This window comes from Rhizobium sp. BR 362 (genome assembly GCF_036528765.1).
In the GTDB taxonomy this organism is placed as follows: domain Bacteria; phylum Pseudomonadota; class Alphaproteobacteria; order Rhizobiales; family Rhizobiaceae; genus Rhizobium.
In genome coordinates this window covers 333,381-354,939 of the sequence record NZ_JARWGH010000002.1, presented here as the reverse complement: position 1 = coordinate 354,939, position 21,559 = coordinate 333,381, and the positions used below count along the sequence as shown (strand labels likewise).

22 protein-coding genes are annotated in these 21,559 nt (G+C 61.1%); 7 read left to right on the top strand and 15 right to left on the bottom strand.

The genetic code is table 11. The features are described 5' to 3' along the window. Positions 1 to 54: 54 nt before the first annotated feature. The 4 genes from QDY28_RS03955 to radA all read right to left on the bottom strand — a co-directional run bounded on the left by QDY28_RS03955 (position 55) and on the right by radA (position 4,614). The gene (locus QDY28_RS03955) at positions 55 to 795 is read right to left on the bottom strand and encodes an SDR family NAD(P)-dependent oxidoreductase (RefSeq protein WP_331380362.1); all 741 of its coding nucleotides are present in this window, start codon (positions 793 to 795) and stop codon (positions 55 to 57) included. Positions 796 to 846: 51 nt separating this feature from the next. Continuing rightward, a complete protein-coding gene (purF, locus tag QDY28_RS03950; RefSeq protein ID WP_331380361.1) occupies positions 847 to 2,331 on the bottom strand; it encodes an amidophosphoribosyltransferase in 1,485 nt (494 codons plus the stop codon). Between the two features lie 164 nt (positions 2,332 to 2,495). Next, on the bottom strand, positions 2,496 to 3,116 hold the full coding sequence (locus QDY28_RS03945) for a CvpA family protein (RefSeq protein ID WP_331380360.1): 621 nt from the start codon (positions 3,114 to 3,116) through the stop codon (positions 2,496 to 2,498). Positions 3,117 to 3,210: 94 nt separating this feature from the next. Next, on the bottom strand, positions 3,211 to 4,614 hold the full coding sequence (gene radA / locus QDY28_RS03940; protein WP_331380359.1) for a DNA repair protein RadA: 1,404 nt from the start codon (positions 4,612 to 4,614) through the stop codon (positions 3,211 to 3,213). A gap of 154 nt (positions 4,615 to 4,768) precedes the next feature. On the opposite strand from radA, the gene QDY28_RS03935 reads away from it, so the two are divergent. Beyond that, the gene (locus QDY28_RS03935) at positions 4,769 to 5,404 is read left to right on the top strand and encodes a LysE family translocator (RefSeq protein ID WP_331380358.1); all 636 of its coding nucleotides are present in this window, start codon (positions 4,769 to 4,771) and stop codon (positions 5,402 to 5,404) included. 17 nt (positions 5,405 to 5,421) lie between these two features. Here QDY28_RS03935 and alr read toward each other — a convergent pair whose 3' ends face one another. Continuing rightward, positions 5,422 to 6,585 carry an alanine racemase gene (gene alr / locus QDY28_RS03930; RefSeq protein ID WP_331380357.1) on the bottom strand — a complete coding sequence of 388 codons (1,164 nt, stop codon included), beginning with the start codon at positions 6,583 to 6,585 and terminating at the stop codon, positions 5,422 to 5,424. A 113-nt stretch (positions 6,586 to 6,698) separates the two neighbouring features. Further along, positions 6,699 to 8,195, bottom strand: a complete 1,497-nt coding sequence (locus QDY28_RS03925; protein ID WP_331380356.1) for a replicative DNA helicase — start codon at positions 8,193 to 8,195, stop codon at positions 6,699 to 6,701. Between the two features lie 346 nt (positions 8,196 to 8,541). On the opposite strand from QDY28_RS03925, the gene QDY28_RS03920 reads away from it, so the two are divergent. From QDY28_RS03920 to QDY28_RS03910, 3 genes are read left to right on the top strand one after another with little or no spacing between them, the layout of a single operon-like run. Continuing rightward, positions 8,542 to 8,985, top strand: coding sequence for a MarR family winged helix-turn-helix transcriptional regulator (locus QDY28_RS03920; protein WP_331380355.1), 444 nt, complete (start codon positions 8,542 to 8,544; stop codon positions 8,983 to 8,985). An 8-nt stretch (positions 8,986 to 8,993) separates the two neighbouring features. Next, on the top strand, positions 8,994 to 10,640 hold the full coding sequence (locus QDY28_RS03915) for an MFS transporter (RefSeq protein WP_331380354.1): 1,647 nt from the start codon (positions 8,994 to 8,996) through the stop codon (positions 10,638 to 10,640). Between the two features lie 17 nt (positions 10,641 to 10,657). After that, positions 10,658 to 11,722, top strand: coding sequence for an HlyD family secretion protein (locus QDY28_RS03910; protein ID WP_331380353.1), 1,065 nt, complete (start codon positions 10,658 to 10,660; stop codon positions 11,720 to 11,722). 101 nt (positions 11,723 to 11,823) lie between these two features. Here the strand turns inward: QDY28_RS03910 and rplI are convergent, their stop codons facing one another. From rplI to QDY28_RS03865, 9 genes are all read right to left on the bottom strand, one after another. After that, positions 11,824 to 12,402, bottom strand: coding sequence for a 50S ribosomal protein L9 (gene rplI / locus QDY28_RS03905; protein ID WP_331380352.1), 579 nt, complete (start codon positions 12,400 to 12,402; stop codon positions 11,824 to 11,826). Between the two features lie 20 nt (positions 12,403 to 12,422). Further along, positions 12,423 to 13,403 (bottom strand): DUF2232 domain-containing protein, encoded by a 981-nt coding sequence (locus tag QDY28_RS03900; RefSeq protein WP_331380351.1) that lies wholly within the window; start codon positions 13,401 to 13,403, stop codon positions 12,423 to 12,425. Positions 13,404 to 13,567: 164 nt separating this feature from the next. Then, a complete protein-coding gene (gene rpsR, locus QDY28_RS03895; protein WP_004122103.1) occupies positions 13,568 to 13,816 on the bottom strand; it encodes a 30S ribosomal protein S18 in 249 nt (82 codons plus the stop codon). Positions 13,817 to 13,828: 12 nt separating this feature from the next. Then, positions 13,829 to 14,275, bottom strand: coding sequence for a 30S ribosomal protein S6 (gene rpsF, locus QDY28_RS03890; protein WP_112506918.1), 447 nt, complete (start codon positions 14,273 to 14,275; stop codon positions 13,829 to 13,831). Positions 14,276 to 14,579: 304 nt separating this feature from the next. Continuing rightward, the gene (locus QDY28_RS03885) at positions 14,580 to 15,638 is read right to left on the bottom strand and encodes an adenylate/guanylate cyclase domain-containing protein (protein ID WP_331380350.1); all 1,059 of its coding nucleotides are present in this window, start codon (positions 15,636 to 15,638) and stop codon (positions 14,580 to 14,582) included. 155 nt (positions 15,639 to 15,793) lie between these two features. Next, the gene (locus tag QDY28_RS03880; protein WP_331380349.1) at positions 15,794 to 16,240 is read right to left on the bottom strand and encodes an SRPBCC family protein; all 447 of its coding nucleotides are present in this window, start codon (positions 16,238 to 16,240) and stop codon (positions 15,794 to 15,796) included. 148 nt (positions 16,241 to 16,388) lie between these two features. Next, on the bottom strand, positions 16,389 to 17,237 hold the full coding sequence (locus QDY28_RS03875; RefSeq protein ID WP_331380348.1) for a helix-turn-helix domain-containing protein: 849 nt from the start codon (positions 17,235 to 17,237) through the stop codon (positions 16,389 to 16,391). 81 nt (positions 17,238 to 17,318) lie between these two features. Beyond that, on the bottom strand, positions 17,319 to 17,708 hold the full coding sequence (locus tag QDY28_RS03870; protein WP_331380347.1) for a nuclear transport factor 2 family protein: 390 nt from the start codon (positions 17,706 to 17,708) through the stop codon (positions 17,319 to 17,321). A gap of 303 nt (positions 17,709 to 18,011) precedes the next feature. Next, positions 18,012 to 19,055 (bottom strand): aldo/keto reductase, encoded by a 1,044-nt coding sequence (locus QDY28_RS03865; RefSeq protein WP_331380346.1) that lies wholly within the window; start codon positions 19,053 to 19,055, stop codon positions 18,012 to 18,014. Positions 19,056 to 19,250: 195 nt separating this feature from the next. Between QDY28_RS03865 and fabD the strand changes: the two genes are divergently transcribed. The 3 genes from fabD (at position 19,251) to QDY28_RS03850 (ending at position 21,493) form a co-directional block, all read left to right on the top strand. Next, positions 19,251 to 20,195, top strand: coding sequence for an ACP S-malonyltransferase (gene fabD / locus QDY28_RS03860; protein ID WP_331380345.1), 945 nt, complete (start codon positions 19,251 to 19,253; stop codon positions 20,193 to 20,195). 29 nt (positions 20,196 to 20,224) lie between these two features. Beyond that, positions 20,225 to 20,962: a 3-oxoacyl-[acyl-carrier-protein] reductase gene (fabG, locus tag QDY28_RS03855; RefSeq protein ID WP_331380344.1), complete on the top strand. Its 738-nt coding sequence runs from the start codon at positions 20,225 to 20,227 to the stop codon at positions 20,960 to 20,962. 294 nt (positions 20,963 to 21,256) lie between these two features. After that, the gene (locus tag QDY28_RS03850; protein ID WP_003547058.1) at positions 21,257 to 21,493 is read left to right on the top strand and encodes an acyl carrier protein; all 237 of its coding nucleotides are present in this window, start codon (positions 21,257 to 21,259) and stop codon (positions 21,491 to 21,493) included. The last annotated feature ends 66 nt before the right edge of the window (positions 21,494 to 21,559 follow it).

The window sequence follows — 21,559 nt, the reverse complement described above, 5'->3', positions numbered from 1 at the left end:
ACAGGCTTGAGCGCTAAGCAAAGGCATCCCTCCCGTCGCCGGGGAGAAGTGATGTTATTCCGGCATCCGATAATCGACGAGCTTGTTCTCGCGGATGACAAAGAGTTTACCGGTTTCGGTGACATCCGGGCCGGCGAGCGGCAGGATGGCTTGCGCCACGTCGCGCGGATGCGGCAACGTGTCCGGGTCTTCGCCAGGCATTGCCTGCGCGCGCATCGCCGTGCGGGTGGCGCCGGGGTCGACGCTGGTGATCCGCAGTGCGGTACTCTGGGTTTCGCCGGCCCAGGTGCGGGCAAGCGCCTCGACCGCCGCCTTCGATGCCGAGTAGGGACCCCAGAAAGGCCGGCAGCGATGGGCTGCAGCCGATGAGAGAATGATGGCCCGGCCCGCATCTGCGCGCATCAGCAGCGGCTCGACCGAGCGGATCAGCCGCCAGGTCGCGGTGACGTTGATGGTCATCACCTTTTCGAACACTTTGGCTTCGACATGGCCGATCGGCGAGATGACGCCGAGCACCCCGGCATTGGCGACGAGGATATCGAGCTTGCCCCAGCGCTCGAAGATCGACCCGCCGAGCGCATCGATCGCGTTCATGTCGGCAAGATCGAAGGGCACCAGCGTTGCCGATCCGCCGACAGTCTTGATGGCATCGTCAAGTTCTTCAAGACCGCCCACCGTACGGGCGCAGGCAATCACATGCGCGCCGGCCTTGGCTAGCTCCAGCGCGGTGAAATAACCAATACCGCGCGACGCGCCGGTCACGAGGGCGATTTTGTCCTTGAGGTCTATGCTCATACTGTCTTGGTCCGAATGCGCTGGAGAGGGAGAACGGCGAGACGTCCCGTGTCAGCCATTGCTGGCGAGCACGGAAAGCTTGCGCACATTGCTGGTGCTTTCCCGATCGAGCAGGCGTGTCGGATAGTCGCCGGTGAAATAGTGGTCGGTGAACTGCGGCTGCGCATTGTCGCGCGGGGCGCCGCCGACGGCACGGTAAAGACCGTCGATCGACAGGAACTCCAGCGAATCGGCGCCGATGAAATCGCACATCGCCTTCAGGCTGCTGTATTGATTGGCGAGCAGCTTGTCGGCGTCCGGCGTGTCGATGCCGTAGAAATCCGGATGATAGATCATCGGGCTGGCAACGCGGATATGCACCTCGCGGGCGCCGGCATCGCGGATCATCTGCACGATCTTGACCGACGTCGTGCCGCGCACGATGGAGTCATCCACCAGAACGACCCGCTTACCCTCGATGATGGCGCGGTTGGCGGAGTGCTTCAGCTTGACGCCGAAGGCACGGATCTGCTGCGTCGGCTCGATGAACGTGCGGCCGACATAGTGGTTACGGATGATGCCTAGCTCGAAGGGAATGCCGCTTGCCTGGGCATAGCCGATCGCCGCCGGCGTGCCGCCATCCGGCACCGGCACGACGACATCGGCCTCGATCGGTGCTTCCTTGGCGAGATTGATGCCCATATTCTTGCGGGCAACGTAAACGTTGCGGCCGCCGACCACGGAATCCGGGCGGGCGAAGTAGACATATTCGAACAGGCAGAGACGTTCAGGCTGGGAAACGTCGGACTTGCGGGCATCGATGGTGATCGATCCGTCCGGCTGGATCTCGCAGATGATGACCTCGCCGTTTTCCACGTCACGGATGTATTTGGCGCCGATGATGTCGAGCGCGCAGGTTTCGGAACAGAAGATCGGCTTGCCGTCGAGCTCGCCCATCACCAGCGGCCGGATGCCGATCGGATCGCGCGCTGCGATCAGCTTGGTGCGCGTCATCGCCAGCATCGAGTAGCCGCCTTCCATCTGGCGGATCGCGTCGATGAACCGATCCGAGGAGGAGGAATGCTTGGAGCGGGCGATGAGATGAAGAACGACTTCCGTGTCCGACGTCGACTGACAGATAGCGCCGTCTGCAATCAACTGCCGGCGCATGGTCAGGCCGTTGGTGAAATTGCCGTTATGGGCGATGGCGATGCCACCGACTTCCAGCTCTGCAAACAGCGGCTGGACGTTACGCAGGATGGTTTCGCCCGTGGTCGAATAGCGTACATGCCCAATCGAGCGGTCGCCTGGCAGCCGCGCTAGCGTGGCCGGGTCGGTATAGTGGTCGCCGACGAGACCCATCTGCCGTTCCGAATGGAAGCGCTGACCATCGAAGGAGACGATGCCGGCTGCTTCCTGACCGCGATGCTGCAGGGCATGCAGGCCGAGCGCCGTCAGCGTTGCCGCGTCGGGATGGCCGAGAATGCCGAATACGCCGCATTCCTCATGCAGCGTATCGCCGTCGATATCATCCTCGATGGAAAGGGAATGGTTCATGGTTGCAGGCCTTTGCTCTCAACATGGGACCGGTCAGGCGGCGTCGCGACTGAATGCAAAAATAACTGAAAATCCGGCCGGAAAGAATATCGGGCCGGATCTTCACATTTCGTGCCGCTCACATGGCGATTATCGCCCCGCGGGTCAAGCCTGTAAACGCACTGTTAATTGTTCGTCTGCGGCGCGGGCGCGTCATCGGACGGCGCCGCGTCGTTCGTCGTGCCGCTGTCGCCATCCTGCGGCTGCGATTGTTGCTGCTGGTTCGGGGCGATCTTGTTGATGATCTCGGCGGGCAGCATTGCCTGAATGTTTTCCGGAAGCGCGGATTTGAGCTTCTCGACCATCGAATCGAGGAAAGGTTTCGATTTGGCGTTGTTGACCCAATCGGGACGCGCGGGCGGTGCGACCAACCAGTTCCAGAAGGCCACGACGACGACCATCAGCAGCAGGCCACGGGCGGCGCCGAAGAGAAAGCCGAGCGTGCGATCGAGCGCGCCGATGCGGCTATCGATGATGAAATCCGCGATCCTGATGGTGATGAAGGAAATGATGATCAGCGCGATCAGGAAGATGACGGCGGCCGACGCGATGGTCGCGATACGGACATCTGCCGTGTAGTGCATCGCATAGGGCACGAGCAGCGGATAGAAATAATAGGCGGCGACGGCCGAGCCGCCCCAACTGACGATCGAGAGAATTTCGCGGGAAAAGCCGCGGACCATGGCCAGAACGGCGGAGAACAAAATAACGCCGATAACAATACCGTCAAAAATCGTAATGGGCATGTATAATCCACTCCAAGACTTGCCATGCCGAGCATGGCTGCCATCGGCCTCAAATATGTGCCTCTCTCCCCGTCAAGAACGGTTTAAGTAAGGCTCAGTCTTCGTCTTCTGCGCGCTTGAGCGCGCCCCTCGATCCGGCTATGCGCGCCACCAGGTCCGGCAGGCTTTCGATCTCGTTCCAGCGTCCGCCATTGCCTTTCGGCAGGTCGGCGGAGGCGGTGGGGAGAAGCGCTGCAGAAAATCCCAGCTTCTCGGCTTCCTTGAGGCGCTGAGCGGTGTGCGCAACCGGCCGGACGGCGCCCGACAGGCTGACTTCGCCGAAATAGACGCAATCTGCCGGAAGGGCAAGACCGGCCAGGGATGAAACCAGTGCAGAGGCGACTGCGAGGTCCGCAGCCGGCTCGGAAATGCGGTAACCGCCGGCAATATTGAGATAAACGTCGTGCTGACCGAGCCGAACGCCGCAATGCGCTTCCAGCACGGCGAGAATCATCGACAGCCTCGCCGAATCCCAGCCGACGACGGCGCGGCGCGGCGTGCCGAGCGATGTCGGAGCAACCAGAGCCTGTACTTCGACCAGCACCGGCCGGGTGCCCTCCATGCCGGCAAAGACCGCCGCACCCGGCGATTTGGCATTGCGCTCGCCGAGGAAAAGTTCGGATGGATTGGCCACCTCGCGCAGGCCCTTGTCGGACATTTCGAAGACGCCGATCTCGTCGGTCGGGCCGAAGCGATTCTTCACCGTACGAAGGATGCGGTAGTGATGGCCGCGATCGCCTTCGAAATAGAGGACGGCGTCGACCATATGTTCGACGACGCGCGGTCCGGCGATCTGGCCGTCCTTGGTGACGTGACCCACCAGCACCATCGCCGCGCCCGTCTGCTTGGCGAAGCGGATCATCGCCTGCACGCCTGTCCGCACCTGAGTGACCGTCCCCGGTGCCGATTCGGCAAGTTCGCTCCACAATGTCTGGATGGAATCGATGATGACGAGGTCCGGCCGCTTGCCTTCGGCGAGGGTCGCCAGGATGTCCTCGACATTGGTCTCGGCGGCAAGCATCACGTCCGTATTGGCGGCGTTCAGCCGCTGCGCGCGAAGTCGAACCTGCGCTACCGCCTCTTCGCCGGAGACATAGACGATCTTGTGCCCGCGTCGGGAAAGGGCTGCAGCCCCCTGCATCAACAGCGTCGACTTGCCGATGCCGGGATCGCCGCCGACCAGCACCGCCGAGCCCCGCACGAAACCGCCCCCAGTCGCCCGATCGAGTTCGGAGATGCCGGTGTGGATGCGCGGCGCTTCCTCGATTTCGCCGGAAAGCGCCGTCAGCGTCACCGGCCGTCCCTTCCTCGGCACCTTGGCGGGGCCGCCACCGATGCCGCCCATCGGGTCTTCCTCGACAATGGTGTTCCACGCGCCGCAACCATCGCATTTGCCTGCCCAGCGGTTATGGACGGTGCCGCAGTTCTGGCAGACGAATTGTGTACGGGCTTTTGCCATCAGATGCTGTTCTCAATTTCAAGTGTTTCGCTGTTCGAAGCGAATCGCGGCTGGCTCTCAGATAATGTCTTTCCAGGCCTATCAAAACTAATGATTTCCACATCAAGGGCGATTGTGTCAGCCTTTATGCCGGGTTTTCGATCGATGGTGACGAATGTTCGACTACACGCTTGCGCATTGGATCGCGTTTCTTTCGGCCGCCGCGCTGCTCAATCTGTCGCCGGGGCCGGATATCGCCTTCATTCTCGGCCACACGATCAGAAGCGGCAGACGCTCCGGCTTTGCCGCACTGTTCGGCATATGGAGCGGCGCCTGCCTGCATGTACTGATGGCTGCAGCCGGGCTGTCGGCGATATTGGCGGCCTCGGCGGTTGCGTTTTCGACGGTCAAATGGGCGGGCGCTGCCTATCTCATCTGGCTTGGCATACAGGCGCTGCGCTCGAAAGGTGAAGGCGCCTGGATCAAGGAGGCAGGCAAGGCATTGCCCTGGAGCCGCATCTATCGGCAAGGCATTCTTGTGTCGCTGCTCAATCCGAAGGTGGCCATTTTCTTCCTCGCCTTCCTGCCGCAATTCGTCGTTGACGGGGCAGGCCCGGTCTGGGCGCAACTCCTGCTCCACGGCAGCCTCATCATCGTGGTCGCCGCCTTCATAGAACCGCCGCTCATTCTTCTCGGAGGTCGCCTCGCCGAGGCGCTACGGCGCAATCGAAACGCTGGCCTGTGGCTGGACCGGGGGCTTGGAACATTGTTCGTGGCGCTGGGCGTCCGTCTGGCGGTCAGCACGCGCTGAGCTGCGGGGGTGCCCTGCTATTCGCCGGCCTCTTCCGAGCGATACCGGCGCTCATGTCTCAGCCCCAGGCCGGTCAGCATCTCGTAGCTGATCGTCCCGGCCGCGCGCGCCGCCTCGTCAACGAGAATATTTTTGCCGAAGAGCTCGATATAGTCGCCGGCGCGGACCAGCTTTTCGGGGACGTCGGTGACGTCGAAGATCGTCAGGTCCATGGTGATGCGGCCGGCAACGGGCACCTTGTAGCCTGCGATGAAGCCCTGGCCGCCGGCAATTCCAGTCTGGCGCAGTGGCACGCCGTCGCTCGACTGGCTGCGCATGTAGCCGTCGGCATAGCCGGCCGAAACAATGGCAAGCCGGCTGTCGCGGGTGAGCTGCATCGCCCGGCCGTAGCTCACCGTCTCGCCGGCTTTAACGGAGCGGGTCTGGATGATCCGCGCCTCGGCCGTTGCGACCGGCCGCATCGGATTTGCCGTTCCGTTGACGGCTTGGCCGCCATAGAGAGCGATGCCTGGACGGGTAAGGTCAAAATGATATTCGGAGCCGAGGAGGATGCCGGCGGAATTGGCGAGGCTCGCCTCGATGCCTTCGAAGGCGGCGGTGACCTTGCGGAACGCTTCGAGCTGCTGCTTGTTCATCGCATTGGCCGGCTCGTCGCCACAGGCGAGATGGCTCATCACCAGGACGGGCGCAAAACTCGCCGGACGCGAGACATCGTCGGCAAGCGCAATAGCATCCTCTACCGTTAGCCCCAGCCGATTGAAGCCGGTATCGACCTGCAGCGCGCAGGGATAGTCGCCGTAATCCGCCAGCACAGACATCCAGAAGGTCAATTGCTCTTCGGAAGCGATGACGGGCACAAGGTCGTTTTCGAAGAATAGTCGCTCCGTCCCTGGCCAGACGCCGCAAAGCACGAAAATGCGGGCATCGGGTGCGTAGAGCCGAAGCGTCACGCCCTCCTCGGCGGTGGCGACGAAGAAATCGCGGGCGCCGGCGAGATAAAGCGCCTCGCCGACATCTTCGATCCCCAGGCCGTAAGCGTCGGCTTTCACCGCGGCCCCGGTGCGGGCCTTGCCTGAGCGGCGGGCCATGTCCTGCCAGTTCTCGACCAGGGCGCCCAAATCGACTGTCAGCCGAAGGCCGGCGGAAGCGAAAGCGTCAGTGTCTTCGAAACTATCTGTCATGGCGCCGCCTGAATAAAAAAATAGCCGGAGGGGATGCTGCTCCGGCCAGAATACTGATCATCGACGCAAAGAGAAAGTGCTGCACTGCACATAAGCGCCGCGGATGACCTTCATCAGTGCTCTTCATACTGCAGGAAGGACGAGTCGGCGAGATCGGCGAAGCGTGTAAATTCCGACTGGAAGGCGAGCTTCACGGTGCCGGTCGGTCCGTGACGCTGCTTGGCGATGATGACGTCGGCCGTGCCTTTCACCTTGTCGAACAGGGCTTCCCATTCCGCATATTTCGGATCGGCAGGATCGCGCGGTTCGGAGTTCTTGACGTAATATTCCTCGCGGAACACGAAGAGCACCACGTCGGCGTCCTGCTCGATCGAACCGGATTCGCGCAAGTCCGAGAGTTGCGGCCGCTTGTCGTCACGACTTTCGACGGCACGCGAGAGCTGTGAGAGGGCGATGATCGGCACGTTCAGCTCCTTGCCGAGCGCCTTCAGGCCGGTGGTGATTTCGGTGATTTCCTGAACGCGGTTTTCGCCGGATTTCTTGGAGCCGGTCATAAGCTGCACGTAGTCGACCACCAGAACGTCGAGACCGCGCTGGCGCTTGAGACGCCGCGCGCGGGCGGCGAGTTGGGCAATGGAGATGCCGCCGGTCTGGTCGATATAGAGCGGCACCTTCTGCATCATCATCGAGCAGGCAACGAGCTTTTCGAAATCGGCATCGTTGATGTCGCCGCGGCGGATCTTCGACGAGGAGACTTCGGTCTGCTCGGAAATGATACGGGTGGCGAGCTGTTCGGACGACATTTCCAGCGAGTAAAAGCCGACGACGCCGCCGTTCTTCGCCTTTGTGGAGCCATCCGGCTGTACCTCGCCTTCATAGGCAGCAGCGATATTATAGGCGATATTAGTGGCAAGCGAGGTCTTGCCCATGCCGGGACGGCCGGCGAGGATGATCAAGTCCGACCGCTGCAGGCCGCCCATCTTGCTGTCGAGCGAATGAATGCCGGTGGAAATGCCCGACAGACCGCCGTCGCGCTCCTTTGCGACGGCCGCCATGTCGATGGCGAGTGCCACGGCGTCGTTGAAGGCTTGGAAGCCGCCATCGTAGCGGCCGTTTTCCGCAAGTTCGAACAACCGGCGTTCGGTATCCTCGATCTGGGTCTGCGGCGGCATGTCGAGCGGCGCGTCGTAGGCGATGTTGACCATGTCCTCGCCGATGGTGATCAGCGCGCGGCGCAGCGCCAGATCGTAGATGGCGCGGCCATAGTCCTCGGCATTGATGATCGAAACGGCTTCTGTCGCAAGACGGGCGAGATATTGTGCCACCGTCATGTCGCCGACCTTCTCTTCGGCCGGCAGGAAAGTCTTGATCGTCACCGGATTGGCTGTTTTGCCCATGCGGATGATGTCGCCTGCCACCTCGAAGATCTTCCGATGCAGCGGCTCGTAGAGATGAATGGGTTTCAAAAAATCGGAGACACGGTAATAGGCGTCGTTGTTGACGAGGATAGCGCCGAGCAGAGCCTGTTCGGCCTCGATATTGTTGGGCGCTTCGCGGTAGTGCGGTTCGGCGGGAGCAATGGCGGCGATCTTTCGCGCAGCTTCGTTCATTTTTCCGTCTCTTCGTATTCTTGAGTGTCGATCGGTTTGCGACGATCCCGTGTCACGGTCAATTGCAGAAGGGCCACGGTGCGTCGCAGGGCGCTGGTTCGCCCAAGCTATTCACAGTGTTCCACTCGTCCACAGGGACAAACGCTGCGCGCTAAAAAAAGCCCTTGTCGCCACTTTGCAACGCAATGTCCGACACACGAATCACATACGAAAACTTCCATGGATGATTTTAGCCCGATCTGTCCCGGCTGACACCCGGCAAGGCGGCAATCGCGCTTGAAAAGATGTGAGAACCCCGCTATTTCAATGAAATAGGGTAGGATACTAATAGTATAAAGTAGCAATAATGTCTGGTGCGCCATCACGCCGAGAACTGTTCGACGAGCTTTCCGCTTTCAATCGGAAGCTGAGGGCGGCGTTCGACGGCCTGGTGCGTGAGCATGGTATGACATTGGCCAGAGCCCGGGTTTTCCATAAGCTTTCCAAGCGCGACGGCATCAATCAGCGCGAGCTCGCCGATGAGCTGGAACTTGAGACTCCGACCCTGGTGCGTATCCTCGACGCCATGGAAGCGCAGAGCTTTATCGAGCGCCGTGCGGTGCAGTCGGACCGACGCGCCAAGCAGATATTCATGACCGAATCCGGAAAAGTCGTCGCTGCCGAAATCGAGGCTCTTGCCACCGGCGTGCGTGCGGATATCCTGCAGGGGATTTCGGACGATGATGTCGGCATGGCCCTCAAGGTCATCCGCGCCATGACCGCCAATCTACAGAATGTAGGCAAGTCATGAGGTAGCTTATGAGCGGCGAGCCGGCACCGATCAATGCGGAAGCCAATGCCGCCGCGCCTGCCGCTCCATCGCCGGTGCCGCGCTGGAAGGTGCCGCTTTACATCGGGGCCTCCGTCTTGTTCTTCCTGACGCAGGGCCTCGGTCTCAATCTCGCCTTCGCCAATCTCACGCAGATCCAGGGGACCATCGCCGCCACCACTACCGAATCCGCGTGGTTGTCGGCGGCCTATATGGCGCCGAATGTCAGTCTCGCCATTGCACTGGTGAAGATCCGCCTGCAATATGGCGTGCGCAATTTCGCCGAGGTCAGCATTATCGGCTTCGTCGTTGCGTCGCTGCTCAATCTCTTCGTCTCCGACTTGCAGTCGGCGATCGTCGTGCGCTTTTTGAGCGGCATTGCCGGAGCACCGCTGTCGACGCTCGGTTTCCTCTATATGCTGGAAGCCTTCGAACCGGCCAAGAAGCTGACGATCGGCGTCAGCCTGGCGATGACGAATACACTTCTCGCCGCGCCCGTCACCCGTCTCGTCTCGCCCTCGCTCCTCGATTACGGCGAATGGCGTGGCCTCTATACCTTGGAAATGGCGCTGGCGCTGCTGGTGATCCCGATCATCTATCTGTTGCCGCTGACACCGCCGCCAAGGGTGAAGGTCATCGTCTTCGGAGATATTATTGTCTATCTGCTGGTCGCTATCGGCTTCGGCTGTCTTGCGATCGTTCTTTCCGTCGGGCGGCTTTATTGGTGGCTTGAGGTGCCGTGGCTCGGCGTGCTGCTGGCAGTCAGTATCGCCACGCTGACGCTCGCGATCGTCATCGACTTGCGCCGGTCGACGCCGCTGATCGATGTCCGCTGGCTGCTGAGCCCGGAAATATTGCACTTGACCGGCATTCTCCTGGCCTTCCGGATGATCGCCGCCGAGCAAACCTCGGTCATCATGACTTTCTATCAGAATGCTGTCGGCCTGCTCTACGATCAGCTCGCGATGCTCTACTGGATCATCCTTGCTTTCTCCATCGTCGGGGGTCTCGTCTGCACGGTGCTGATGAGCTATGGCCTCAGTTGGCAGATCCAATTCGTCGCTCTCGTCATGATGGCCGCCGGCTCCTTCATGGATGCCCAGGTGACGACGTTGACCCGGCCCGAACAGATGTATCTCAGCCAGGCGCTGGTGGCCGCGGGCGCCGCGCTTTTCCTGCCGCCATCCATGTCCGTGGGCTTCAAGGCGGCTTTTGCCAGAGGTGCACCTTATCTGGTGACCTTCTTCGTGGTCTTCACCTTCACTCAGAGCGTCGGCGGCCTGATCGGCTCGGCCTTTTACGGCACGCTGATCACCATCCGCGAAAAATTCCATTCCGCCGTCCTGACGGAACATGTGTTGCTGAGCAACCCCGATGTCGCTCGGCGCGTCGGTCAGCTCTCTTCGTCTTATGGCAGAGTGATCGGCGACAGCGTTCTGCTGAAGGGCGAGGGATTGGCTTTACTTGGCGTGCAGGTCAGCCGCGAGGCCAATACGCTCGCTTACGGCGATGCCTTCTTGGTGGCCGGTATCATCGCGGCTGTGTCGCTTGCCGTACTTTCGCTGCATGTATTCTACCGTTTCATCAAAGCGCGGCTCGCCGACGATCGGCCGCCGACCATGGCTTCCAACCCGTAAGGATATGAAATAGCTCCATGTCGAGGCTCGTTCGTTCCCCCATCGAAGTTATCGCCGTCCTCGCTGGTGTGGGCGGTGTCATGCTCGTGCTTTATGCCTGGCACCTGCCGCCGTTCCAAAGTTCCGTCGAGACAACCGATGATGCCTATGTCAAAGGCTACGTCACGACGATCAGCCCGCAGGTCAGCGGCTATATCACCGACGTTCCGATCAAGGACTACAAGCTCGTCAAACAGGGCGACGTACTGACCAGGATCGACGATCGCATCTATAAGCAGAAAGTGGCGCAGGCGCGCGCGACGCTGGACGGCCAGAAGGCGGCGCTTGCCAATTCGCAACAGCAGGAGCAGGCGGCGCGAGCCGGCATCGCTTCCAGCCAGGCGCAGATCGATAGCGCCAATGCTGCGCTGAAGCGTGCCCAGCTTGCCTGGGATCGCGTGGCAACGCTGGTAGCCAAGGGCGTGTCGACGACGAGCGATTCGGAACAAGCGCAGGCGACGCTGGAACAGGCAAAGGCTGCCGTCAATCAGGCGAAGGCCGGCCTCGACGTATCGCAACAGAATCTGACGACGATCATCGTCAATCGCGCGTCATTGGAAGCTGGCGTCAGTGGCGCGGAAGCCGCCGTGCAGCTTGCAGAGATCGATCTGCAGAATGCGACGATCGTCGCGCCGCGCGATGGCCGCATCGGCGAAGTCGGCGTACGCCTCGGCCAATATGTGACGCCGGGCACGCAGCTTATGGGCCTCGTTCCGAAAGATGTTTGGGTCATTGCCAATTTCAAGGAAACCCAGCTCGACGGCATGAAGGTTGGCCAACCCGTGGCGATCTCCGTCGATGCACTCGGCCATCGCGAACTCAAGGGCCATATTCAGCGCTTTTCGCCGGCGGCGGGCTCGGAATTCGCCGTTATCAGGCCCGACAATGCCACGGGCAATTTTACCAAGGTGGCGCAGCGCGTCGGCGTACGCGTCAAGATCGACGAAAATCAGCCCCAGGCGGAAGATCTCGCGCCCGGCATGTCGGTGATCGTCTCCGTCGACAAGAATTCGGCGCCAGTGCAGGATACGGCGGAGAATTGAGACGCAGGTCGGCGGGGGCAGTCAGCCGTTGCAGTCAAACAAAAAGCCTGGGTCGCGAGACCCAGGCTTTCTCATATTCGCAACCGATGCGAAGGCTTGGATCAAGCTTCGTCTTCGGCGTTGCCGTCAGCTTCCGGATCGAAGAAGTCTTCCGGACGCAGGGCATCTTCGTCAACGCCGTAGATGGCGTCAGCGGAGGTGAGCGTTTCGCCCTTGGCCTGACGCTCGGCTTCTTCAGCGGAACGGGCAACGTTGAGCTCGACGCTGATTTCGACTTCGGCGTGAAGCGCGATCGCAACGTTGTGCAGGCCGATAGCCTTGATCGGCGTGTTCAGATGAACCTGGTTGCGGCCGATGTTGAAGCCTTCTGCGGCGAGGATTTCAACGACGTCACGAGCGGCCACCGAACCGTACAACTGGCCGGTTTCGCCAGCCGAGCGAACGACGATGAAGGACTTGCCGCCGAGAACGTCGGCAACTTTCTGAGCTTCGCTGCGGCGCTCGAGGTTGCGGGCTTCCAGCGTTGCGCGTTCAGCTTCGAAGCGGGCCTTGTTTGCGGCGTTGGCGCGCAGCGCCTTGCCGAGCGGCAGCAGGTAGTTACGGGCAAAGCCGTCGCGAACCTTGACCACTTCGCCCATCTGGCCGAGCTTGGAGATGCGCTCGAGGAGAATGACTTCCATTTTGTTGTTCCTTTCTGATGTCAGATTTTCGTGTCTGGTTGTTTGGAATGATCGGTATTTTTGTTCGGGGTCAGGGCGATCGCTTTGCGCGTATCGGCAAGACCGAGAATGAGGATGATGAACAGCGGCAGCGTCAGCATAAGCGACGTCAGATAGCAGAGGATGAGCACGGGCACGCGCCAGTCCTTGCCGCGTGTGCGGTAGTGGAGCGCCGCAAAGCCGGAGACGAGAAAGCCTGCCCCGAAAGCGCCAACCGCAGCCGCGCCGATCAATGCCGGCGTGCCGCCGAAAAAGAGGGCGACGATAGCGGCGAGAAAGATGAAGATTGCATTGCGATTCATGCGCAATGACGAAGGGATATCCTCCCGCGGGCGCAGACCATGCTTTGAGGCCGCAACAATGCGGATTGCCACATAATAGGTGGCGAGTAGCATCATGACCCAGATTATGCCCCAGGCGATGGGGATCATGTAAAGCATCAGCGACTTCATCTTTGCGATCGCAATCGGATCGAGCTGAAGGTCGGGGGACTGTTGGCTCACGGCGCCGACATAGGCGTCGACAACCTGGCCGACTAGATCGGCATTGTAGCCCATGATCGCGCCGACGATGATGACGGTCGCCGCCGTGAGGCCGCAGAGATGCAGCATGATGTCGGAGAGCGGATACCAAGCCATCAGGTGGTCTGGGCCGCCGAGTTCGGAAGCCGGACGCGCTAGATTGGCGAGATGGCTGAGCCAAGCCGGGATCAGCGTCAGCACGAGTGTAAATACGCCGAAATATACCGACTGCCAGATTGCGCCGATGACGCCTGCCACCAGGACGGCGGTGATGACGGCCGCGTTGCCCCAGCCAAGACCAACAATCAGGATCGGAAGAACGGAAAGTGCGCCGAACAGGATGAACAGCAATGGCTGCACCGTCGCGCCATACACAAGTAGGGCGGCGGTAAGACCGGCGAGGGCGCCGATACCAAGCACTTTCGGGTTCATCTGTTTCACGTCGCTGTCCTGCTTCGTATCGAGCAGTTAGAGGATGCTTCCGACACTCCGGTCTGAAAGCCGTCCCCAACATGGGGTTTTAAGGTTCCGGTCCGCGCCCACCGCGGAAGGAGAGGGGAAGGCAGACTGCCTTCCCCGCATTCATTCAAGCAGCGCCGGCGCGATTAAGCGACGACGTAGGGCAGCAGGCCGAGGAAACGGGCGCGCTTGATCGCCTGGGCGAGTTCGCGCTGCTTCTTCTGGGAAACGGCCGTGATGCGGGACGGAACGATCTTGCCGCGCTCGGAAATGTAGCGCTGCAGGAGGCGGACGTCCTTGTAGTCGATGCGCGGCGCATTGGCGCCCGAGAACGGGCAGGTCTTGCGACGGCGGTGGAACGGACGGCGGACCGGTGCGGAGGAAACTTCAGACATTCTCAGATCTCCTTATACGCGGTCTTCGCGCGGACGGCGCGGACGATCTTCGCGGTCACCACGATCCGGGCGCGGACCACGATCGCCGAAGCTGCGCTCCGGACGGTCGCCATCGCGGCGCGGACGGTCGTCTCGGTCGCGCTTCTGCATCATGGCGGACGGACCGTCTTCATGCTTCTCGACAGCGATCGTCATGTAGCGCAGGACGTCTTCGCTGATGCGCATCTGGCGTTCCATTTCCTGGATCGCAGCGGCCGGCGCATCGATGTCCATCAGGGCGTAGTGAGCCTTGCGGTTCTTCTTGATGCGGTAGGTGAGGGACTTGAGGCCCCAGTTTTCGATACGCCCGACTTTACCGCCGTTAGCTTCGATAACACCCTTGTACTGTTCTACGAGGGCGTCGACCTGCTGCGCGGAAATATCCTGCCGGGCAAGGAATACATGTTCGTAAAGAGCCATGATAGCTTTGCCTTTCTTGCGTTGGTCTGAACCCGGGATCTAGCGGCTAAGCCTCAACGACTGCTCCTGAGAGGGGTGACCCCAAGCAAGAAAAGCGTTTCCGAGACGGTCGAGAGCGGAGACACGGGAGGCTGGAACGCTTCCGTTCCGAACGATTTTCAACGAAGAAAACCGGCCCTCCGTTCAGCCACCAGCCAGAAGACCGGGTTGCGAACAGGGCGGCTTATACGGATTTTTCTGCGAAAGGCAAGGGGCGAATTGGTTGTCCGGCAGCGGACACCTGCGTGGACTGGGGCGCACGAGCTCAATCCTCCGGCAAGGTGAAGACCGCGCAGGGGTCGGCGATGCCGCGCAACGGGTGCTCGCCCAAGGGGATCAAAGTGGCTGTCGTCTGAGCTGCAACGGCGCCAGAGATAAGTACACTGCGACCAAGGGGCTTGCATAGGCCTTCGAGCCTGCTCACCAGGTTGACCGCGGGGCCGATCGCGGTAAAGTCCAGCCGGTCGGCTGCGCCGATATTGCCCCACAACATCTCGCCGAAATGCAATGCCGCACCAAAGGGCAGCGGCGGCAGCCCCTGCGCTTGCCGCACCGTATCGAGATGAACCATGCCGGCGCGGGCGGCGGCGACCGCGCGCAGCGCCGCCTCGCAGGCATCGCCCGGTGTGCTGGTGACCGGGAAAATCGCGAGCGCGCCGTCACCGATGAATTTCAGCACCTCGCCTCCGAAAGCGTGCACCGCGCCGGCAACGCGGTCGAACCAGGCGTCGAGGGAGGCAATCATCGCTGCCGGCTCGGTCGCCTCGGACAAAGCGGTGAAATCGCGCAGATCGGCGCAGAGCAGTGCCGCGCGGATCGTTTCCCCGGTGCCGCGTTGAAGCGCGCCGGCTTGAACCCGCGCTGCGCTGCGCCGGCCGAGATAGGCCTCGAGCAACGCTGCCAATGCCGCCCGCGAGGCCAGGGCGCCCAAAGGCGCTGCGGCGAAGCGCGCCGCCTGCCGCAATCGGTCGGCTTCGGCAGGATCGAACGGCCGAAGCCCCGCCCAGCCCAGCACCGGACTATCCGCAGCCGAACCGACCGTGTCTTCATGTACCGGACCAAGCCCGGCGAGCCACTCGCGTCCGGCTTGGCTGGGTGGCCCGCCGACGAAGCCGAATGCCTCGATAACGGTCCCGGTTTCCGCCCGCCATAGCCAAATGCGCCGCGCGATGATCGGATGCGGCACCGCAAGCGACAGGGCGCCTCCGGCAAGCGGCAGGCCATCGGCGAGCAGGCGACCGCCGAGCTCGGCCAGGAACCGTTCAGGGTCGGGAGAGGCATCGGCCTCGTCAACCAGCCAGGCAAGGGGGAGGGGCAAATCCATGTCTGATCATGCCACGGCAGCCGCAGGCTGTCATCCGCCGTTGGGCTGGTGCTTCTGCGTGTGACGCCAGTTTCCAGGTGCGCCGCCGCAACGCCGAAAGGTTCGCCGGGAACTGCGATCGGCTCAGGACCGATGAATTCGGGAACGGGCAATGATTATTTTCTGCCAGCCATGATATCCGGACCGGGATCACGCCCGGCTGCAGCCTCGGCCAGCCGTCCGAGATAGTGGTTCCAGCCTTCCGCATGGCCGGCGCATTGTTCGGCATTGGGCAGGCCGGTGTGAGTCAGGCGCAGCAGCGTTCCGTCCGGCTGCTCGATCAGGTCGATCTCGACCAGGCTCGATCCCGGCGGAACCACCTCACTGCCATCCCAGCCGAAGCTGTAGGCCAGGCGGTGGACCGGTACCACCTCGCGAAAGGAACCGCGGGCAAAGCGAGCGCCGGTGACGTTGACGAGATAAAGCCCCTCGGGCTTCGGCTCGACCTGCGCCTCCGTACCCATCCAGCGCAAAATCTTCTCCGGATCGGTCAGGAGCGCGAACACTGCGGCTGGCGGTGCCGGGATGCGCCGTTCCTGGCGGACGACGAGGGGCTCTTGCATCGGTCTCTCCTTTGGTTGCATGGCCTGCCTTACAAGCGGCGGAGAATGATGGGCGCATCCTATCGCGGAACGTCCTTACGCGACAGCATGTAAATGGCGGGCCCGCCCTCAACAAGGACGGTGCCGACGTCTGCGGACAATGGATTCATTAATGATCCGCAGGGAATACCGGCATCGGCGCAATCTCCACCATTTCGGCATAGAGACGTTCGCTCTGCTGATCCGTGGGGAACATGCATTCGAGCCTGAGTTCCTGCGATGCGATGGTCATCGGGGTGCCGACCGTCGTTACCAATGAAAAGAAGCCAAGGTTCTTGCCGTTTTTCACAAAGGTCAATGGAACGACGGGTGTGCTGATTGGCGCGGCGAGCGCTTTCCAGTCGACATCGACATCGGGATAAGCAAGCAGCGTTCTCAGCAGTTCCCGGGTCTTATCGTCGACGACCCGGCCGACGGACTCGCGATGAACGCGCGCTAGCAAGCTTCTGGAAGTCTCCGCCCAGTTGTGAATGAAGGGACGCATCCCCGCAGGGTCGAACATCAAATGCAGCAGGTTGCGCGGCGATTTGCGCGCTGCCATATCGATGAAACAGTTGAAGAAGCGGAGCGTGGCGGAATTGGACATCAGAACGTTCCAATAGCGGTCCATGACAACAGCGGGGAAAGGTTCATGCTGGCGCAACATGCGCCGCAGAGCATCGGCGACCGGCTGCATTTCCGGCGCGTCCCAGGAATCGTCCGAATAGATCGGCGCGTAACCTGCGGCGAGCAGCAGCGTGTTGCGCTCCCGGAACGGCACATCGAGCGCCTCCGCAACCGTCAGCAGCCGGTCGCGGCTGGGAACGCTGCGGCCGCTTTCGACGAAGCTGATGTGACGCTGCGAAACGCCCGTATCCATTGAAAGATCGAGCTGGCTTTTGCCGCGCACCTCCCGCCAGTGGCGCAGCAACGGGCCAAGCTGTTTCGAGACCGATAAGGCTGCATCGCTGTTGGTCATGGAGGTCTCCGTAGGGATTATGCCGTGGCGGCCTGATCAAAAAAACGGCCGCCCACGGCATCTACGTCTTGCATGGAAGTGTTAGAATTGCACTGGCCCTACAGAACCAAACCAGTGACGCACCTTAGTGTGATCGGCCTCGTCCATGTAGAAGAAGTGCGTCATGACGGGCTTGACGACCGGCCGGTTCGGATCGTCCGGCGTCATGGTAACGAAGCCGCGGAAGACCTTGAGGAGCCCGCCGTCCCAATATTCCGTCACATCATGAAGGGCGGTAAATCCGGTGTCGATGAACGCGCGCAGACTTTCGCGGATCGTCTCGCAGCCCTTCCATTCGGCGACGCCCAGGTTGGCGGTAGCATCTTCCGCAAAGCAGTCGAAGCCGCTGCCGAACGTCTTGTCGTCAATTTCCTTCCAGAAGGCCAGCAGCCAGTCTGGCGCTTCACGCTTGGTGAAAATCATCTCATTCATTGTCTGTCTCCGGACGTGTTGCTTAGGGCAATAAGCGGCTGCAGCTCCCGGCGTGAAACCGCCGGTGCTTGATGCCTGTACTTCCTGCGACACCAATTCAGTGTCTATCTCTTGTGGAGATGCCCAGAAGTTACGGGCCGGTGCGACGTATCTCAATTACATCTGAGGTCATATTTCGCGGCATGTTCCGCCGCACGTGTGCCGACTGCCGATGTCGGACGATGCATTGTCGCAAGTGCGGTTGGAAAGATATTTCGCTGGCCGTCGCGCCTTGCCATTGAGGCAAGGCGCTTTCGGGGAACATTACATCGGCATCGGATATAGCCGGTGTACCTTTTCGATCTCGGCAATCGCCTCTTCCGGCAGCGTGACATAGGCCGAAGCGATGTCGGTTTCGAGCTGCGCCATCGAGGTCGCGCCGATGATGACGGAAGTCATGAAGGGCTTGGTCAGGCAATAGGCGAGCGCCAGCTTGGCCGGATCGAGGTGATATTTGGCGGCGATTTCCAGATAGGCTTTGACCGGCGGCTCCTGCAGCGGCTGCAGACGGCCCCCGATGTCGGTATTGATCGACCCGAGCGAGCCGGCAGGACGTGCGCCGCCGACATATTTGCCGCTGAGGATACCGCCTGCGAGCGGCGAATAGGCGAGCAGGCCGACATCTTCGTAGTGCGACAGCTCGGCGAGATCAAGGTCGAAGTGGCGATAGAGCAGATTGTATTCATTCTGCGTGGTGGCGACGCGCGGCAGGCCCCTCTGCTCGGCGATCGTCAGGTATTTCTGGATGCCCCAGGTCGTCTCGTTGGAAAGACCGATGGCGCGGATCTTGCCGGCCTTCACCAACTCGCCCATCGTCTCCAGGATTTCGGCAATGTTGGCGACCGCTTTTTCGCGGTCCTGAGTGAAGGGGTTATAGCGCCAGTTCTGACGGAAATGGAAATGGCCGCGGTTCGGCCAATGCACCTGATAAAGATCGATATAGTCGGTTTTCAACCGCTTCAGGCTGCTGTCGATTGCCGCGCGGATATTGGCAGCATCCGCGCCCTGGCCGCCGCGCAGATAGTCGCGTCCTGGGCCTGCCACCTTGGTGGCAAGCACGACATCCCGGCGCTTGCCGGTCTTTTCGAACCAGGTGCCGATATATTTCTCAGTAAGGCCTTGGGTCTCCGCACCGACCGGCGTCGTCGGATACATTTCAGCCGTGTCGAAGAAATTGACGCCCTTGTGAAGCGCATAATCCATCTGCTCGTGCGCCTCGGCCTCGCTGTTCTGCGTGCCCCAGGTCATCGTGCCCAGGCAAATCTGCGAAACGGAAATATCGGTGCGGCCTAAATTCTTATACTTCATGGGAAAACCTTGATGCTTGCGGAAAAGGTCGTGGGGAAGGATCGTGCAAATCTAGATCGGAAATGAGCAAGCGCAAGAAGAAAATCGAGACGTCTCGCAGACGCAAAAGGCAGTGACTGCAGGGGCTGCGCTATTGACTCCACCGCAAACAATGTCATTGGGAAGCGAAACGACCCCCGAAGGAAGCTTGATATAATGACTGTTGCTTTCACATTTCCCGGCCAAGGCAGCCAGACCGTCGGCATGGGCAAGGATCTCGCCGACAATTTCGCCGAAGCGCGCGCCGTCTTCGAGGAAGTCGACGAAGCGCTCGGTGAAAAGCTTTCTGACATCATCTTCAACGGCCCGGACGACAGGCTGACGCTGACGGCGAATGCACAGCCGGCGCTGATGGCGGTGTCGATCGCCGTTCTGCGCGTTCTCCAGGCGCGCGGCTTCGATCTGAAAAGCAAAGTTTCCTATGTGGCTGGTCATTCGCTCGGCGAATATTCGGCGCTTTGTGCCGCCGGCACCTTCTCGCTCGCCGATACGGCGCGGCTGCTGCGCATTCGCGGCAATGCCATGCAGGCGGCGGTTCCAGTCGGCGTCGGCGCGATGGCGGCGATCATCGGTCTGGACCATGCCGACGTCGTCGACGTCTGCACCGAAGCTTTGGCGATCGGCGCATGTCAGATCGCCAACGACAATGGCGGCGGTCAGATCGTTATTTCCGGTGAGAAGGCCCCGGTCGAAAAGGCTGCCGAGCTTGCAACCGCCAAGGGTGCCAAGCGCGCAATTCTGCTGCCCGTATCAGCCCCCTTCCATTCGTCGCTGATGGCGCCTGCCGCCGAGGCGATGCGCGCGGCTCTGGCGGAGGTCGCAAAGTCCGATCCCGTCGTGCCTGTCGTCGCCAACGTTCGCGCCGCGCCGGTGAAGGACGCCGGCGAAATCGCCGATCTGCTGGTCGCCCAGGTGACCGGCCAGGTCCGTTGGCGCGAGACGGTGGAATGGTTCGCCGCCAACAATGTGACAACATTGTATGAAATCGGCGCTGGCAAGGTGCTGACAGGCCTTGCCCGGCGCATCGACAAATCGGTGAACGGCATCGCCGTCAACACGACGACCGATATCGACACCGCTCTCGCCAGCCTGCTTGGCTAATACAGAAATTAACGAACGAGGGACACCATATGCTCGATTTGACCGGCCGCAAGGCCCTGGTAACCGGCTCTTCCGGTGGTATCGGCGAAGAGATCGCAAGGCTGCTGCATAAGCAGGGCGCCGTCGTCGGCCTGCACGGCACGCGCGTCGAGAAGCTCGAGGCTCTGGCCGCCGAACTTGGCGACCGCGTCAAGATCTTTCCGGCCAACCTTTCCGATCGCGATGAGGTCAAGGCGCTGGGCGCCAAGGCCGAGGAAGAACTCGGCGGCGTCGACATCCTGGTCAACAATGCCGGCATCACCAAGGACGGTCTGTTCGTGCGCATGAGCGACGAGGACTGGGACAGCGTGCTGGAAGTCAATCTCACCGCCGTTTTCCGCCTGACGCGGGAGCTGACCCATCCGATGATGCGCCGCCGCTATGGCCGCATCATCAACATCACCTCCGTCGTTGGCGTCACCGGTAATCCCGGCCAGGCCAACTACTGCGCCTCCAAGGCCGGCATGATCGGCTTCACCAAGTCGCTGGCGCAGGAGATCGCAACACGCAACGTCACGGTCAACTGCGTCGCTCCCGGCTTCATCGAGAGCGCCATGACCGGCAAGCTGAACGACAAGCAGAAAGAGGCCATCATGGGCGCCATTCCCATGAAGCGCATGGGCAACGGTGCCGAGGTCGCATCAGCCGTCGCCTATCTCGCTTCCTCCGAAGCAAGCTACGTCACCGGCCAGACGATCCACGTCAACGGTGGCATGGCGATGATCTGAAAAAGGAAAAGTCTCTTGGGGGGAACTTTCCCCTCCAATAGCATGTTGAGCAACCTGGAAGCGGCGATTTTCTGGCTTTGCGACAGACTTAAACCGTGTTAAGCGGGCCATGACTGTGATCAGTCGTCCCGAAAATGCAGACGGACCGGGCCGCGTGTACGGCGGCCGGACCGGATCTGAAAGCCGGGTTGAACGGGTTTGCCAGCGGCGCCATGTAGGCGTTGCAGGCTTGAACAGGGTAGGGATGTCACACGGCATTCTGATCAGGACATAAATAAGGTCGAGGAAACCGACATGAGCGATATCGCAGAACGCGTAAAGAAAATTGTTATTGATCATCTTGGCGTCGACGCCGACAAGGTTGTTGAAAGCGCAAGCTTCATCGACGACCTGGGCGCGGACTCGCTCGACACGGTCGAACTGGTCATGGCCTTCGAAGAAGAATTTGGCGTCGAAATTCCTGACGATGCTGCCGACTCGATCCTGACGGTCGGCGATGCGGTAAAGTTCATTGAAAAGGCTCAGGCCTAATCCTTTGCGCTTTGTAACGGGCGGGCTCTCTGAGTCCGCCCTATTTCGTCCGGCGGGGTCGGACGG